We start from the raw sequence: 15,943 nt of genomic DNA on the forward strand, positions 1-15,943 counted from the left end.
TGACCCGCGCCACCGCATACCGTAGCGCTGTTTCCTGGGAGTGGCCTGGACGTCCCGGGGAGTTTCCCGACGGCTGACACACCGGCGGCGGTCAGCCGCGGTCAGCCGCGGGCGTACACCTCGGGCTTGAGCACCCCGACGTAGGGCAGCTCGCGGTACCGCTCGGCGAAGTCCAGGCCGTAGCCGACCACGAACTCGGTGGGGATGTCGAAGCCGACGTACCGCACCGGGACCTGCACCTTGACCGCCTCCGGCTTGCGGAACAGCGCGACCACCTCCACGCTCGCCGCCGACCTGGACGCCAGGTACTTCAGCAGCCAGGACAGGGTGAGGCCGGAGTCGATGATGTCCTCGACCACCACCACGTGCCGACCGGCGATGTCCCGCTCCAGGTCCTTGAGGATCCGGACCACACCGGAGGAGGTGGTGCCCTGCCCGTAGGAGGAGACGGCCATGAACTCCAACTCGACGGGAGGGCCCTGCCGGCCGAGCTCACGGGCGAAGTCGGCCATGAACATGACCGCGCCCTTGAGCACGCAGACCAGCAGCAGCCCACCCGTCACGTCGGCGTAGTCGGTGGCGATCTGCTTGGCGAGTTCCGCGGTCTTGTCGCGGATCTGTTCCTCGGAAATGATCACGCGGTCGATGTCGGCGTCGTACCAGGAGCCGTCAGCCATGCGCTAAGCCTGCCGCATCCGGCCGGCCAGCCGACACCGGGGCCGGCGGATGACCACGTGGCGCCGGTGGGTGACGGTGGGTCCAGCCGACGGTCACCGGGGCCGGCGGACACCGTCGTGACTCGGCCGCCAGTCGGCCGAATCACGGCTGTCCCGGGTGAGGCCGGCCGCCGAGGCGGCGGCGAGTAGCAGAATGATCGATACGACGATGAGTAGTTCCATGGCGGCAGCCACCTTCACGCTGGTCCTGACGAAGGGTTCACCCTGGTCCCGATGGGTGTGTTCACCCTGGTCCTGAATGGGTGTGCCGCCGGTGCGCACCGGACGTCGATACCAGTCTGCGCGCCGGCCCGCCGAGCGAACAGCGGCAGAGATGCCACTGTTCATCGAAATCCTGCCACCGGTGGGCTAGACTCGTCGCATGCTCCGTACCGTCGCGGTGATCGCGCTCGACGGCGTCGCCCCGTTCGAGCTCGGGGTGGTCTGCGAGGTCTTCGGGCTGGACCGCACCGCGGACGGCTTCCCTGGGTACCGCTTCGACGTCTGCACGGTCGATGGCGGCCCGGTCCGCACCAGCTCCGGCTTCTCGCTGCTACCCACCGCCGATCTGCGGCCGGTCGCCGACGCCGACCTGGTCGCCGTGCCCGCGGCCAGCTTCCACGACGCCGTCGCCGCACCGGTGGTCGACGCCTTGCGCGCCGCCGACCGCCGCGGCGCCACCCTGCTCAGCGTCTGCTCCGGCGCGTTCGTGCTCGGCGCCGCCGGCCTGCTCGACGGCCGCGAATGCACCACCCACTGGCGGTACGCCGACGAGCTGGCCCGCCGCCACCCGACCGCCCGGGTCCAGTGCAACTCGCTGTACGTGGCCGACGGCAACGTGCTGACCAGCGCCGGCACCGCCGCCGGGATCGACGCCTGCCTGCACCTGGTCCGCCAGGAGCACGGCTCTGCCCTGGCGACCAGACTGGCCCGCCGGATGGTGGTGCCGCCGCACCGCGACGGCGGGCAGGCCCAGTTCATCGAGACGCCGATCGCGGACAGCCCGACAGCGGCCACGCTGGAGCCGGTACTGGTCTGGATGCAGCAGCACCTGGACGCCACGATCAGCGTGGAGGAACTGGCTGCCCGGGCACACATGGCGCCGCGTACCTTCGCCCGCCGCTTCCGCGCCGAGACCGGCACCACACCGCACGACTGGCTCACCGGCCAGCGGGTGCTGCTGGCCCGCCAGCTACTGGAGGAGACCAGCCTGGGGGTGGAGACGGTGGCCCGGCGGTGCGGCTTCGGTGACGCCGCGACCCTCCGGCACCACTTCAGCCGGCGGGTCGGTGCCACGCCCCAGGCGTACCGTGGCACGTTCCGTGACCGGGCCGCCGTCGGCTGAGCCAGCCGACAGTTCACCGCCGGCCCGGCGTACCTCGATACCACCCGGCAGGTGCACCGCCCGCTGCCCACGCCACCGCATGACCAGCGAGTCGAGGGCGGTGACATGCCGGTACGCCAGGGCCCCGGCCGGCGCGCCGAGCCGCAGCGCCCAGCGGTGCAGCACCCGGGTCCGCACCGCGTCCGGCAGCTCGGCCAGGACCGGAACCGTCAGCCCACCACCGGGTGTGGCGGCTTGGGCCGACGCGGCGTCGGCCAGCCCGTCGAGCGCCGCGTTGTCGGCGGCTACCAGCGTCGCGGTGCGCGCCAGGTTCGTCACCACCGCGGCACCGAGCGCGTCGACCAGGGCCGGCAGCACGTCGGCCCGGACCCGGGCCCGGGTGTACGCCGGGTCGGTGTTGTGCGGGTCGGTCCACGGGGTGAGGCCGAGCGCCACGCACGCCGCCCGGGTCTGCTCCCGCCCCACGTCCAGCAGCGGACGCAGCACCGGCACGCCGTCGACCTGGCGGGCCGGCGGCATCCCGGACAGGCCGGCCGGACCGGCGCCCCGGGCCAGCGCCAGCAGCACCGTCTCCGCCTGATCGTCGCGGGTGTGGCCGAGCAGCACCGCGGCCGCCCGGTGCCGGCGGGCCGCCCGGGTCAGCGCGGCGTAGCGGGCGGTACGCGCCGCCGCCTCCGGGCCACCTTCGGCACCGACCTCGACGGCGACGGTCTCGACCGGGTCGAACCCGGCCCGGGCCGCCCAGCCGGCCACGTCCCGGGCCCGCTCGGCGGACCCCGCCTGCAATCCGTGGTCGACGGTCACCAGCCCGGCGGAGACCCCGCAGCGGGGGGCGACGAACGCGACCGTGGCCGCCAGGGCCAACGAGTCCGGGCCGCCGGAGCAGGCCACCAACACCAGCCGGCCGGCGTGGTCGCGCAGCACCTGCCGGACCGCGACACGCAGCTCGGCGACTGCTGGAGCGAGCCTGGGCACCTGCGACTCAGGCGACGGTCGGCGGTGAACCGGAGATCGGGCCGTGCACCCGGGCCACCCAGGCGTCCGGATCGCCCAGCTCCTCCAGCCGGGGCAGGGTCAACGGGGAGTCGAAGACCTTGTTGAAGCCGGCCATGCCGACCCGGTCCACCACACCGTGCACGAACTTGCGGCCCTCGGCGTACTGGCGCATCTTGACGTCCACGCCGAGCAGCCGGCGGATCGCCTTCTCCAACGGGTTGCCGGCCTCGCGGCGGCGGTTGAAGCCGGCCCGGATCTGCTCCACGGTTGGAATGATCTCCGGCCCGACCCCGTCCATGACGAACTCGGCATGCCCTTCCAGCAGGGTCATCAGCGCGGTCAGCCGGTCGAGTACGGCGCGCTGCGCGGGGGTCTGCACGATGTCCAGCACGCTGGCCCGGCTCTGCGGGTCGCGGATCGACTCGGCGAGGGTGCCGACCCCGCGCCGGACCCGGTCGACGAAGTTGTCGCCGCCGGCCTGTGAGGCGTCGACGAACGCCTGAACCTGGCCCAGGAAGTGGCCGCGCATCCACGGCACGGCGGTGAACTGGGTGCGGTGGGTGACCTCGTGCAGGCAGACCCAGAGTCGGAAGTCACGCGGATCGGCGTGCAGCTTCCGCTCCACTTCGACGATGTTCGGGGCGACCAGCAGCAACTGGCCGGGATCGCCGGAGAACACCTCGTACTGACCGAGCACCCGGCCGGAGAGGTAGCCGAGCACCGTGCCGGCCTGCACTCCGGTGACCCGGGAACCGATCGCGTCGGTGAGCGCGCCCGGCTGTCGGTCCCCGGCCGCCCGGGAGACCAGCGGTGTGATCACGTCACGCAGCCCGGCGATGTTGGCGACGGCCCAGTCCCGCCGGTCGACCACCCGCACCGGCGGGTGCGCGACCTGGGCCTGCAGACCGGTGTACGCCACGACGTGTCCGGCCGCTTCGTCGGTGAGCCGGCGAAGGTCGTTTACCACCTCGGTCGCTTCGTCGAGCGAGGCCTTCGGCCCCGACTTACTCAGCGCGCCGGCGGTTGCGGCGGCCAGATCCCAGTCCACGAACTGCGCCATGCACCCACCGTACCCGGGTGACGCCCGCCGACCCCGGTGATCATGCCCCGGTCAACGGCAACCGCACCCGGCCAGGCTCGCGGCGATCCGGTCCAAGCCGGCCTGGGCGGCGTCGATGAGCAACGGCACCTCGTCGGCCAGCACCGCGAACGCCAGCAACCGGCCGTCGGCGGTGGTCACCGTGCCGGCCAACGCGTTGATTCCGGACAACGACCCGGTCTTGGCCCGCACCACGCCGGCGCCGATCCGTTGCGGGGCGTCCGCCGTCTGGTACCGCCCCTGCAGGGTGCCGGACCAGGCGGCGACCGGCAGACCGGAGAACAGCCCGGTCAGCGCGGGACGGTCGCCGCTGCCGGCGAGCACGGTCAACTCGGTCAGCAGCCCCGGGGTCACCCGGTTGCTACGGGACAGGCCGCTGCCGTCGTACAGGTCGCTCTGTTCGGCCGGCAACCCGAGTTCAGCCAGTACGGCGTCCATCGCGGCCGCCGCCCCGGCGAACGACGCGGGTTCGCCCCGGGCGATGGCGACCTGCCGGGCGAGCGCCTCGGCGAGGACGTTGTCGCTGTCGGAGAGCATCATCTCGACCAGCCGGGCCATCGGCGGCGATTCGATCCGGGCCAGCTCGGCACCGGGGCCGACCTCCGTCGGCTGGTCGGGGTTCGCCCCCGAGGACCGGTCGGGGGTCGCCGGCTGACCGGTCGCCGGCTGACCGGTCGCTGACGAGGTCGGTGCGCTGGCGACCGCGTCGGCGTCGCCGACGGGCTGCGCCGCCGAGCCGGAGAGCTGGCGGGTGTAGCCGGCCGGTGTGGTGTCGACCGCGTCCACCGGCAGCCCGAGAGCCCGGGCGAAGGCCCGGCCGGCAGCCAGGTCCGGTGCGGCCGAGCGCGGCGCCCAGCCTTTGGCGGCGGCGGGATCGGTCCGGGCGCCGTCCACCATCAGCGCGGTGATCGCGGCCGCGTACCCGCCGGTCGGGATGTCGTCGTCCCACCCGGGCCCGAACGCCGGCCCGGAGAAGAGCGAACTGTCGATCAGCACCTTGGTCGGCGCAGTGTCGCCGAGGGCGGTACGGGTGGCGGCGGCCAGCACGTCGAGCCGGGCGGCCCCCGGATAGAACCCGGTGTCGTCGATCGACAAGGTCGGATCACCGCCGCCGATGAGCACCACCTCGCCGGGCGCGGCTCCCGCGACCACCCGGGTCGGGATCCGGTGTGTCGGCCCGACCGCGGCCAGCACCGTCGCCGCGGTGACCAGCTTGGTGGTCGACGCGGGCACGGTCAGCACCGCCGGTTCGCGACCGTACAGGACCGCGCCGGTCGTCATGTCCCGGACCGAGACGTGTACCCGGTCACCGAGGCCGGATCGGCTGATCGCCTTGTCCAGCGTCTCGGTCAGCCCGGCCGCGGTGGGAATCGGGGCGTCGGCGGCCAACCCGGCCAGCACCGGGCCGGGCGTCGGCTCGGTGGACGTGCTCGGGCTAGGACTCACCTCGGCGGCGCCGAGCCAGCCGGCCACCGGCCCTGGTTGGAGCACCGCGATCGAGGTCCCGCCGGCCAGCAGGACGGCACCGGCGACGGCGGCGATCAGCAACCGGGCCCGGCGGTGCCGGTCAGGTGACGACTGGCCGGCCGATGGCGCCGGCTCGGCCGGCACAGGCTCAGCCGACACAGACTTGGCCGACACAGGCTCAGCCGACACAGGGTCGGCCGGCACAGGCTCAGCTGATGCAGGCTCGGCCGACACAGGCTCAGCCGGCACAGACTCGCCCCGCGCAGGCTCGGCCGGCACAGAGCCAGCCGGCACAGACTCGCCCCGCGCAGGCTCGGCCGGCACAGAGCCAGCCGGCGCAGGCTCGCCCGGCGGTACCGGTCTGGCGGTGCCACGAGCCGGCACTGACGCGCGCCCCCGGTGGCCGCCGGTCGAGACGTCAGCCGGAGCCGCGTCGGTGCCGCCGGTCGCGGTCGGCACGGTGGCTCGGCCGGTCACGGGCGCCGACCCGGTGACCGGCGGGGTCGCTGTAACAGATGCCGTACCGGTGGGCGGCGGCGGGGCGGCCGGCGGCGAAGCGGCCCGGCCCGATGCCGTTGGATCCGGATTGCGCACACCGGCCGGGGCGGGGGCAGAGTCCTCCGACGGGACCACTTGGTCACTTTTCGCAGATGGTCCGCTACCCTGCGACGCGGGGTCGGGCGCTCCGCCAGCCCGATCGGGTTCACCGACGGCTCCAGCGGACTGTGAGTCTTCCCTCCCCACCGGCCCCACCTCCCAACTGACGAACGGACTAGGCGACACTACTTGTGTTCACAAAGCGAGCGGGAGCCGAAACGGTCGGGCGGGGCAACGCCCGGACGGCGTACCGCTCTATTTCCGTAGCCAGCGCGGGCGACGAGGGAGCGTGAGTATGGATTTCGACGTTACGGTTGAGATCCCCAAGGGTCACCGGAACAAGTATGAGGTCGATCATGCGACCGGCCGGATCCGGCTGGACCGCACCCTGTTCACTTCGACGCAGTATCCAGCCGACTACGGTTTCATCGAGGGCACCCTCGGGCAGGACGACGACCCGCTGGACGCCCTGGTGCTCGTACCGGAACCCACCTTCCCAGGATGCCTCATCCGGTGCCGGGCCATCGGCATGTTCCGGATGAAGGACGAGAAGGGCGCCGACGACAAGGTGCTCTGCGTGCCGTACGAGGACCCCCGTCAGGAGCACCTGCGCGACATCCACCACCTCGGCGAGTTCGACCGGCTGGAGATCCAGCACTTCTTCGTCGTCTACAAGGACCTGGAGCCGGGCAAGTCGGTCGAAGGCGCGACCTGGGTCGGCCGGGTCGAGGCGGAGGCGGAGATTCAGGCGTCGTTCCGCCGCCGGGAGGCCGCCTTGGAGCGCGGCGAGTCGGCCCACTGACCTGATCAGGCGTCGGGCTGCTCAGCCGGGCAGCCCGACCGCCCACCGGTAGAGCCCGAAGACGGCACCGGCCAGCGGAACGACGCAGATCAGCACGGTGATCTCCAGCAGGTCGGCCGTCCGGCTCAGATACGGCGACGGTGACCGGCCGGCGTACCGGGCACCGGCTGCGGCGGTCGACACCGCGACCACGCCCCCAGCTACGACCAACGTCGGCGTCGACACCGGTAGGTACGCGGGCAGCACGCCGAACACGCACAGCGTCGTGGCCGCTGTCCCCGCGACGAGCAGCGGCAGCCGCTGCCGGGTGCTGACGAACGTCCGCGAGCGCAGCGACATCGCCAGCCCGACGACGCCGACCAGCACCACCCCGACCACCCCGCCGACCTGCACCAGCACCACGCTGGCCGCGACGCCGACGGCGGCGTACCCGATCAGCATCCCGGTGAGCAGCCGCTCGGCCCGGACCACGGTACGAGACACCAGGTCACCCGTCCCGACGACCGTCGGTACCTGGCCGAGCCGGACGGCGAGTCGGGGCAGCAACCCGACCCCGCAACCGACTACCACCAGCAGTCCGGCCGCCGCGCCGGACGCCCCGGTGACCGTCGACGCGGCGACGGCCGCCATCGAGCCGAGCCCGGCCACGGTCGCCACGGCGACGAAGACCGGCCCGCCGGCGGCCACTGCGGCCCCAACGGTCACCGCCGCGCCCAGCAGCACCAGCAACCCGGTCGCCATGGCCGCGGCGGTCGGCCAGTCGTCGGGGCGGAGCCCGACCGGACCGCCGTCGCCGGCGGCGAGCAGACCCGCGGCGAACGCGTACGGCAACGAGCCGGCCCCGAGCACGACGCCGGCCGCCGCGTCCCGCCAGGCCCGCCCGGCCAGTACCCCGACGACCAGCACCGCAGCCCCGACGAGGGCCGCCGCCCATGCCCGCCCGGCCGTTGCGGTGCCGGCCCCGACCAGCACCAGCCATCCCACGCCGAGCCACAGGCCGGCCGAGCCGAGCGCGTACCCTCTGGTCGTCGCGGCCGACCAGGTCCGGCCCTGCTGTCGGGCGGCGGCCGCGATCGCCTCGGCGACGTCGTCGTACTCCGGCTCCGGCCAGTAGGTCCGCCCGGGCACCAGATGCAGCACGTCGCCGTCGCGGATCCCCTGCTGGTGCAGCGCCTGCCCGGCGGACACCGGTACCCCGTCCGCCCGACGCAGCACCCAGCCGCCGTGCCGTTCACCATCGTCGGCCAGCCCGTCCCCGTTGTGTCGCAGCAGTTCCGGCAGCAGTTCGGCGACCGGCACGTGTCCGGGCAGGGCGAGATCCAGTCGGCGGCGCGGTCCGCAGACGGTGATCCTGGCCAGGCTCACGTTCATCGTCCCTCCTCAACGCCGCAACGGCCGGGCCGGTGCCGGCCCGGCGACCACCATCCACCGCCGATCCATTGCGGAACACTCTACGTAGGTGTTAGCTGACGCGATGGCGGGCATCGTCCTCAAGAGATCCGAGCGTCGTCCGGCACCCGAGATCCCGGCCGGGGAGGTCCGCATCCCGCCGCCACCGCAGGTCGCCGATCCGGACTCCGGCCGCTGGCAACGCCTGCTGGCCCTGCTGCCGATGGCTGGCGGATCGGTGGCGATGGCGGTGCTGCCGGGCCGCGACGGCGGGGTCTACCCGTACCTGATGGCCGCGGTGTTCGGGGTGTCGACGCTGGCCATGTTGGCGACCAGTTGGAACTCCACACCTGGCACCGGCGCGCGGTCCGCGACCGACCTGGCCCGGCGTCGCTACCTACGGCAGTTGGCCGGCCTGCGCAGCCAGGTCCGGGGGACCGTGGACCGGCAACGAACGGCGCTGAACTACCGGTACCCGGAGCCCGGTCGGTTGTGGTCGACGGCGGCGAGCAGCCGGGTCTGGGAGCGTCGACCGCATGACCAGGATTTCGCGACCGTACGGGTCGGGGTCGGATCCCGCCCACTCGCCACCCCGCTCGTGCCGCCGGCCGACGACCGGCCGGTGGACGAGATCGAGCCGCTCACCGCCGCGGCGTTACGCCGGTTCATCGACTCGTACTCGCTGGTACCTGGGTTGCCGATCGTGGTCGGACTGCGCGACGTCGCCCGTATCTTCGTCGTCGGACGGCCGGACGACACAGACAGGTCCGGCGCCGAGCAGCTGCCGGCAGCCGACCCGGCGCTCGACGCCAGCGGGTCCGGCGACGATGCCCCGGACGGGGCGCCGGCCGCGCTGGTCCGCGCGGTGCTGGCCCAGCTGGCCGTCCTGCACGCCCCGGACGACCTGCGCATCGCGGTCTACGCGCCGGCCGACCGTCGCGACCGGTGGGAGTGGGTCAAGTGGCTGCCGCACGCTGGTCATCCGCAGCGCACCGACGCCACCGGCCCGCTGCGGTTGGTCGCTGGCAGCGCGGTGGAGCTGGCCCGGCTGCTGGACTCGTTGTCCCCCGCGCACGTCGTGGTGGTGTGCGACGGCGCCGATCCAACCGGCGGGACCGGGGCGGACGGCGGGAGCGATCCGATCGGCGTGACCGGGGCGGACGGCGGGACCGATCCGATCGACGGGGGCGGGAACGGCGTCACCGTGGTCCAGGTGGGCGTACCGGCACCACGGATACTCGACCGGGTCACCGTGGAGCTGTCGGTCGACCCGTCCGGTCGGCTGGCCGTCCGTGAGCCGACCGGGCCCACCCACACCGGAACGGCCGACAGGCTGGGTGTCGTCGAAGCGGAGGCCCTCGCCCGGCAGCTCGCCCCGTTGCGGCTCGCGACGAACAGCGGACCGGCCCGGTCCGCCGCAGTGGCCCAGGCGGACCTGGTCCAGCTGCTCGGCTTCGGCAGCGGTGGGGCCGGTGCCCGCTGGTGGACGACGGCCGGACCGGACCGCAGCCCGTCAGTCGACCGCCACCTGCGGGTCCCGTTCGCGGTCACCGCCGAGGGGCACCCGGTCGAGCTCGATCTCAAGGAGTCGGCGCTGCAGGGCATGGGGCCGCACGGGCTGGTGGTCGGCGCCACCGGCTCCGGCAAGTCGGAGCTGCTCCGTACGCTGGTCCTCGGGTTGGCGCTCACCCACCCGCCGGAGTCGTTGAACCTCGTCCTGATCGACTTCAAGGGTGGTGCCACGTTCGCCGCGCTGGATCGATTGCCGCACACCGCTGCGGTGATCACCAACCTGGCGCAGGAGCTACCGCTGGTGGACCGGATGGCCGACGCGCTGCACGGTGAGGTGGTCCGCCGCCAGCAGCTGCTACGCCGGGCGGGCAACCTGGCCAGCCGACACGACTACCTGCGGGTGCAGCCGGCCGACGAGACCCTGCCGCCGCTGCCGTCACTGGTGATCGTCTGCGACGAGTTCACCGAACTGCTCACCGCCAAGCCTGACTTCATCGACATCTTCCTGCAGATCGGCCGGGTCGGACGGTCTCTGGGGATGCACCTGGTGCTCGCCTCACAACGAGTGGACGAGGGCCGGTTACGGGGACTGGACACCCATCTGGCGTACCAGATCGGGCTGCGGACCTTCTCGGCGCTGGAATCGCGGGCGGTCCTCGGCGTACCGGACGCGTACCACCTGCCCCGCGAGCCGGGCCACGGTTTCCTGCGGTACGGCACCGGGTCACCGGTCCGGTTCCGGGCCGCCTACGTCTCCGGGCCGTACCGCCGACCGGCCCCGCGCCGGGTCGGTGGTCCCCGCTCGACGCCCAGGCTGTACGGCTTCCGGACACACCCGGTGCCAACGGCCGCCACCCAGCCGGAACCGGCCGGAGCGCCGTCGGGCGTCGACGCCAGCCTGCTCGAGGTGAGCATCGACCGGCTGGCCCGGTACGGTCCACCGGCGCACCGGATCTGGCTGCCGCCGCTGGGCGAGCCGCCCCGGCTGGCCGACCTGCTCGGTCCGGTCCGGCTGGTGCCCGGTCGGGGTCCGGCCGTGGCCGACCCGGACCGGTCGGGGCGGCTGCGGGTGGCCGTCGCCGCCATCGACAAGCCGTACGAGCAGCGCAGGGATCCCTTGTGGTTGGATCTGGACGGGGCGGCCGGGCACGTCGCGGTGGTCGGCGCGCCGCAGAGCGGAAAGTCCCAGCTGATCCGGACATTGATCTGCGCCCTGGCGTTGAGCCGTTCCCCGGCCGAGGTGCAGGTGTACTGCCTGGACTTCGGCGGCGGCGCGTTGGCCGGGCTGCGGGACCTGCCACACGTCGGCGGGGTGACGGTCCGCACCGATCCGGCGACGGTAAGGCGTACCGTCGCCGAGGTCACCGACCTGCTCGCGAGCCGGGAGCGGCGTTTCGCCCGGGATGGGGTGGAGTCGATGGCCGCATACCGCGCCCGCCGCGCGACCGGGTCCGGCAGTACGCCGGACGACCCGTACGGTGACGTCTTCCTGGTCGTCGATGGCTGGACCACGCTGCGCGGCGAGTACGACGACCTGGAGCCGTCGATCACCGACCTGGCCACCCGGGGCCTGTCGTACGGGGTGCATCTGGTCGCCTCGGCGCCCCGCTGGGCTGACTTCCGGCCGGCGCTGCGGGATCTGTTCGGCTCCCGGCTGGAGCTGCGGCTCGGCGACCCGATCGATTCGCTGGTGTCGCACCGGTCGGCGGCCAACGTGCCACCGGGGTCGCCGGGCCGCGGGATCACCAGCGACGGCCTGCACTTCCTCGCCGCCGTAGCCTCGGTGTCCACCCTGGCCGACGCGTTCGCGGACGGCTGGGCGGGGCCGGCGGCACCGCCGATCCGGCTGCTACCGGACCTGCTGCCGTACGCCGCACTGGACCGGACCAGCACGGCCGGGCTCCGGCTGCCGATCGGGCTGGCCGAGTCGGACCTGCGACCGGTGTCGATCGACTTCGCCGCGGATCCGCACCTGCTGCTGTTCGGCGACGCGGAGACCGGCAAGTCGAGTTTCCTGCGCGCCCTCGCCACCACCGTCGCCGGTCGGTTCGCCCCTGAGCAGGCCCGGTTGATCATTGTCGACTACCGCCGCGGCCTGCTCGGCGCGGTGGACACCGACCACCTGATCGGTTACGGCGGCAACGCGTCGCATACCACCGACCTGATCGACTCGGCCGCGGATCATCTGCGTCGGCGGCTGCCCGGACCGGACGTCACCGCCGCGCAGTTGGCCGGCCGATCCTGGTGGACCGGGCCCGAGCTGTTCGTCCTGGTCGACGACTACGACCTGGTCGCGGCCGGGTCGGTGAACCCGATCCAGCCGCTGTTGGAGTATCTGGTGCACGCCAGGGACGTCGGCCTGCACCTGGTGCTCGCCCGCCGCGTCGGGGGTGCCGGGCGGGCCCTGTACGAGCCCGTCGTCCAGCAGTTGCGCGAGTCGTCCGCCGCCGGCCTGGTGCTCTCCGGCGACCCTGACGAGGGGCAACTTGTCGGCGGGGTCCGCGCGGCGCCGCTACCGCCCGGCCGAGGTCGGCTGGTCACCCGTCGGGACGGCATCCGCCTGGTGCAACTGGCGTACCTGCCGGCGGCCGATCCGACCGGGCCCACGGGCGGCGCGAACCGGCTATCGGCTTCCCCCAAGACTGCTTCTGACAGTGCAGAATCGCGGTAACCTCCGTGCAGCAAGTGTCTGCTGGGGTGAGAAGGCCAGATTGTGACGTCGTTGCCGCGCCATCCACGCAGCGCCGCCCGTTGGCTCGTCGGGGCGGTGCTGGTGCTGGTGACCGCCGTCAGCGGCCCGGCCGCGCCACCCGGGCCCGAGCCGGAACGCACCGGCCCGGGTTCCGCAGCGGCGGCGAGCGCCGCGCTTCCCGTCCGGTACGACCCGATCCGGGACGAACAGTGGCAGTTGCGGGAGTTGTCGGCGACCACCGCCTGGCAGTACGCCACCGGCGCCGGGATCACCGTCGCGGTGATCGATTCCGGGGTGGACGCCAGCCACATCGACCTCGCCGGCCAGGTACTACCCGGGATCGACTTCGTCGACGACGGTGACGGCTGGTCCGACCCGGTCGGGCACGGCACCACCGTCGCCGCGCTGATCGCCGGCCGTGACGACGACGAGGACGGGGTGCTCGGGCTCGCCCCGGACGCCCGGATTCTGCCGGTCCGGGTGCTCGACGAGGAGAACCGCTACGACGACGCGCTGGTCGTCGCCAAGGCGGTCCGCTGGGCGGTCGACAACGGGGCCCGGGTGATCAACCTGTCGCTGGGCGGCAGCGGCGACAGCCCGGCGCTGGCCGCCGCGCTGGACTACGCGTTCGCCAGCGACGTCGTCGTGGTCGCCTGCACCGGCAACGTTTCGGCCAACGGCACGTCGCGGGTCTGGTATCCGGCCCGGGAGCCAGGCGTCGTCGCCGTCGCCGGGATGGACCGGGGTGGCGAGCAACTGTGGGCCGGTTCGATCACCGGACCGGAGACGGTCCTCGCGGCACCCGCCACCGGGCTGATCGGTGCCCGACCGGACGGCTACTGGCAGGTGCAGGGCACCAGCTTCGCCGCGCCGCTGGTGGCCGCGACCGCGGCACTGATCCGGTCCCGGTTCCCGGAGATGTCGGCGGGCACGGTGGTCACCCGGCTCATCGAGACCGCCCGTGACCTGGGCGCGCCGGGCCGGGACGACCGCTACGGCTTCGGCCTGGTCGATCCGGTAGCCGCGCTGACCGACGGGGTCGACGCGGTGCCGCGCAATCCGCTCGACGACAACCGGACCCCGGGTGTGGTCGGCTTCGGCCCGGCTCCCGGTCTGGAGTCCGCAGCGCCGACGTTGGCCGGCGGCTCGGCCCGGATGGGCGGTCAGGACACCGGCGACCAAGGCGCCGGATGGGCGATCGGGCCGATCAGCGGACAGCGCAGCGAAAGCGGCCAAGGGCTGCTCAGCAGTGGCCTGCTGCTGCTGGTCACGGCCGTAATCGGCACCTGGCTGGCCCGGCGGATGCGGATGACTACGGCGGCTGCCCGCAGCGACGTCAGGCACACTCGCCGGTGGCGGTCCGGCGGGTACTCCGTACTCCCAAAACCGCCGCCGCCGACGCCTCCTCGGCGGTGACCGCGAATCCGGTGTTCGGGTCGTCCGCCGCCGCCGCGAAGATCACCCCGAGGACGAGTCCGTTGGCCGCGACCAGCGGCCCCCCGGAATTGCCGGAACGGACCAGCGCGCGGATCGTGTAGACCTCGCGGAGGACCTCACCGTCGTCATAGATGTTCGGGCCGGTGATCGGTCCGACGTCGCGGACCCGGGCGGACTGCGCATCGTACGGCCCGTCCAGCGGGAAGCCGAGCACGATCGCGTCGGCACCGGACGGGGCCGGACGATCGGCGAACGGCATCACCGGAGCCGGCAGGTTCGGCACGTAGATGACCGCCAGGTCCCGCTCCGGGTCGTAGACCACCACTCGGCCGTTGTGCCGCTCGCCCAGAACCTCCACCGCCACGGTCTGCGTACCGGCGACCACGTGCGCGTTGGTCATCACCCGGTCCTCGGCGTAGACGAACCCGGAGCCTTCGATCCGGCGGGAGCAGCGGGGCGCGGAGCCGAGCACCTTGACCACCGACCGCTGGGCGTTCGCCACCACCTCGGAACCGGCCAGCGCCGGGTCCGGGGCCGGCACCTCGCGGACCCGGGTCGGGGTGAGCCCGCCGAAGACGTTCGGGAAGCCGCGGGTGTCGACGGTGTCCCGCAGCGCGTTGGACAACGCCTGCGCCTGCGGTGGCATCACCCGGTCGATGCCGTTGAGCAGGGCGCTGTTGCGTACCGCCCCGGCCAGGCCGGGCATCGCGGAGGAGCCCAGTGGCACCGCGACCAGCCAGGCCACGAGCAGCACCGCCACCAGCGAGATCGCCGCCCCGCCCAGGTCGTCGGCCCGGCGCCCCACCGGGCTGGTGATGGCGTGCCGCAGCCGGGAGCCGGCCCAGCCAGCCAGTGCCTGGCCGAGGACGGCGAGGCCGAACACCGCGACCAGTGACACCACGACCCGGGCCACAGTGTCGACGAACTGTTCAGCCAGCAGCGGCCCGAGCTGCAGACCGACCAGTGCGCCGCCGATGAACCCGGCGAAGGACAGCACCCCGATCAGGAATCCCTGGCGGTAACCGCTGATCGCGAATACCAACATGAGCAGCAGCAGCACGACGTCGACGGCGGACACCCGTCAAGACTACGGGCACCGGGCGAGCGGCCCGGCCGGCAGACGGACGTGGCGGCCGGCGGTCAGCCCGGCAGGCCGGCGGAGCCGTCCACAGTTGCCGCATCGCCGCCGGACCGGTCACCGAGCGTGTCGGGCAGACCGGCGGCCGACGGATCGCCACCGGGCGACGGCTCGGGCGGCAGGTCGATGATCCGGCCGGTCGGCCAGGCGCCGGCCCAGCCGGCCATGTCCAGCAGGGCGGACAGCACCCCGGCGGTGAATCCCCAGACCAGCATGCCGCGCACCTGGAAGGCTGGTGACACCCAGCCGCTCGGGTGGCGTACCTGGAGTCGGTTGTCCGGGTCCACCAGCTCATCGACCGGCAATCGAGTGACATGTGCCACTTCTTCCGGTTGTCGGGGATGCACCGGATGTGGCCGATGCCACCAGCCGAGCACCGGGGTGACCACGAAGCCGCTCACCGGGATCCACAGCCGGGGCAGTTGGGCGAGCACGGTGACGCTGCCCGGGTCCAGCCCGACCTCTTCCTCGGCCTCCCGCAGCGCGGTCGCCCGCGCGTCCCGGTCGCCCGGGTCGGCCGCGCCACCCGGGAACGCGGGCTGCCCGGCGTGGTTGCGCATGGTCGCGGCCCGCTGCAGCAGCAGCACGTCGGGCTCACCTGGCCGATGCTCGCCGAGCAGGACCAGCACCGCGCTCGGCCGACCACCCCGGGCCGGGGTCGCCACCCGGGTGAAATCGGCGGTACGGGCGGAGCGTACCCGGGTGAGCAACGGCTGCCACCAGGCCGGCAACGGTTCGGAGGGCAGTGGGTCG

11 protein-coding genes and 1 pseudogene are annotated in these 15,943 nt (G+C 73.4%); 4 read left to right on the plus strand and 8 right to left on the minus strand.

Features of this window, described 5'->3' with window-relative positions; translation table 11 throughout:
• Positions 1-101: 101 nt before the first annotated feature.
• Entirely contained in the window at positions 102-677 is a 576-nt protein-coding gene (gene hpt / locus O7629_RS24350) for a hypoxanthine phosphoribosyltransferase (RefSeq protein ID WP_278172053.1), read from the minus strand.
• A gap of 93 nt (positions 678-770) precedes the next feature.
• Positions 771-899: a hypothetical protein gene (locus O7629_RS24355; protein ID WP_278172054.1), complete on the minus strand. Its 129-nt coding sequence runs from the start codon at positions 897-899 to the stop codon at positions 771-773.
• Between the two features lie 199 nt (positions 900-1,098).
• Here O7629_RS24355 and O7629_RS24360 point away from each other — a divergent pair, with 199 nt between their 5' ends.
• Positions 1,099-2,061, plus strand: a complete 963-nt coding sequence (locus tag O7629_RS24360; RefSeq protein WP_278172055.1) for a helix-turn-helix domain-containing protein — start codon at positions 1,099-1,101, stop codon at positions 2,059-2,061.
• 3 nt (positions 2,062-2,064) lie between these two features.
• Here the strand turns inward: O7629_RS24360 and tilS are convergent.
• The 3 genes and pseudogenes from tilS to dacB form a co-directional block, all read right to left on the minus strand.
• A pseudogene (gene tilS / locus O7629_RS24365) lies at positions 2,065-3,036 on the minus strand (tRNA lysidine(34) synthetase TilS); the annotation flags it as partial.
• 7 nt (positions 3,037-3,043) lie between these two features.
• Positions 3,044-4,117 (minus strand): zinc-dependent metalloprotease, encoded by a 1,074-nt coding sequence (locus O7629_RS24370; RefSeq protein WP_278172057.1) that lies wholly within the window; start codon positions 4,115-4,117, stop codon positions 3,044-3,046.
• 51 nt (positions 4,118-4,168) lie between these two features.
• Positions 4,169-5,767: a D-alanyl-D-alanine carboxypeptidase/D-alanyl-D-alanine-endopeptidase gene (gene dacB, locus O7629_RS24375; protein WP_278172059.1), complete on the minus strand. Its 1,599-nt coding sequence runs from the start codon at positions 5,765-5,767 to the stop codon at positions 4,169-4,171.
• A gap of 748 nt (positions 5,768-6,515) precedes the next feature.
• On the opposite strand from dacB, the gene O7629_RS24380 reads away from it, so the two are divergent.
• The gene (locus O7629_RS24380) at positions 6,516-7,022 is read left to right on the plus strand and encodes an inorganic diphosphatase (protein WP_123603846.1); all 507 of its coding nucleotides are present in this window, start codon (positions 6,516-6,518) and stop codon (positions 7,020-7,022) included.
• A gap of 21 nt (positions 7,023-7,043) precedes the next feature.
• Here the strand turns inward: O7629_RS24380 and eccD are convergent, their stop codons facing one another.
• The gene (gene eccD / locus O7629_RS24385) at positions 7,044-8,393 is read right to left on the minus strand and encodes a type VII secretion integral membrane protein EccD (RefSeq protein WP_278172061.1); all 1,350 of its coding nucleotides are present in this window, start codon (positions 8,391-8,393) and stop codon (positions 7,044-7,046) included.
• Positions 8,394-8,496: 103 nt separating this feature from the next.
• Here eccD and eccCb point away from each other — a divergent pair, with 103 nt between their 5' ends.
• Complete coding sequence (gene eccCb, locus O7629_RS24390) at positions 8,497-12,594, plus strand: type VII secretion protein EccCb (RefSeq protein WP_278174667.1); 4,098 nt, start codon at positions 8,497-8,499, stop codon at positions 12,592-12,594.
• A 42-nt stretch (positions 12,595-12,636) separates the two neighbouring features.
• Positions 12,637-14,031 (plus strand): type VII secretion-associated serine protease mycosin, encoded by a 1,395-nt coding sequence (mycP, locus tag O7629_RS24395; protein ID WP_278172062.1) that lies wholly within the window; start codon positions 12,637-12,639, stop codon positions 14,029-14,031.
• On the opposite strand, the gene O7629_RS24400 is transcribed toward mycP, so the two are convergent.
• Both O7629_RS24400 and O7629_RS24405 read right to left on the minus strand, forming a co-directional pair.
• Positions 13,952-15,130, minus strand: coding sequence for a MarP family serine protease (locus tag O7629_RS24400; RefSeq protein WP_278172063.1), 1,179 nt, complete (start codon positions 15,128-15,130; stop codon positions 13,952-13,954). The genes mycP and O7629_RS24400 overlap by 80 nt on opposite strands.
• Positions 15,131-15,192: 62 nt before the next feature.
• Positions 15,193-15,936: a CoA pyrophosphatase gene (locus tag O7629_RS24405; protein ID WP_278174668.1), complete on the minus strand. Its 744-nt coding sequence runs from the start codon at positions 15,934-15,936 to the stop codon at positions 15,193-15,195.
• Between the last annotated feature and the right edge of the window lie 7 nt (positions 15,937-15,943).

The sequence above is a fragment of the Solwaraspora sp. WMMD792 genome, from assembly GCF_029626105.1.
GTDB lineage: Bacteria > Actinomycetota > Actinomycetes > Mycobacteriales > Micromonosporaceae > Micromonospora_E.